Genomic DNA, 520 nt, shown 5'->3' on the forward strand with positions numbered 1-520 from the left:
CGCCGGCGTCCGGGCCCGCCGCATCGCGTTCCGGCGCACTCTGTTGCTGGCCGACATCGGCCTGGGCCAGCTGCAGCCCCTGTTCGCCCAGCATGTCGCGCAACCTTGGCAGGCTGCTCTCCAGCGCCTGGCGCACGTCGGCGTTGGCGCTGCTGAAGCTGGCATGCAGACGGTCGCCATCAAGCTGCAGCTTCACCTCGATCGGCCCCATTTCGTGCGGAGTGACGCGGATATGGGCATGGCCGATCTTCTGGTCGGCCAGCCAACCGATGCGGGCCCCGAAGGCGTCTTCAAACTCCGGACTGTTCACATCCGGGGTGACGCTTGTGGCGAGGACCACGGGTGCGGCCGTTGTGCGTGCTTCCGCGGTCGCCATGCTCTGCAGCATCTGCTGGAATGCCACTGGCGTGGGCGTTTCCTGCCGCTCTTCCACCTGCATGGGCGGGGCATTGGCCGGCAATGCGATCTGTCCGGGCACGGTGTCGATGACGGCTTCGCTGGCGGGGGGGGGGCCGCAGGG

1 protein-coding gene is annotated in these 520 nt (G+C 68.5%); it reads right to left on the bottom strand.

All coding sequences use genetic code 11. From position 1 onward, the window contains the following. Nucleotides 1-520: flagellar hook-length control protein FliK (locus JCM9942_RS17895; RefSeq protein WP_172675224.1), on the bottom strand; the 520-nt coding region annotated here is incomplete at both ends.

This window comes from Stenotrophomonas pictorum JCM 9942, assembly GCF_001310775.1.
GTDB lineage: Bacteria > Pseudomonadota > Gammaproteobacteria > Xanthomonadales > Xanthomonadaceae > Stenotrophomonas > Stenotrophomonas pictorum.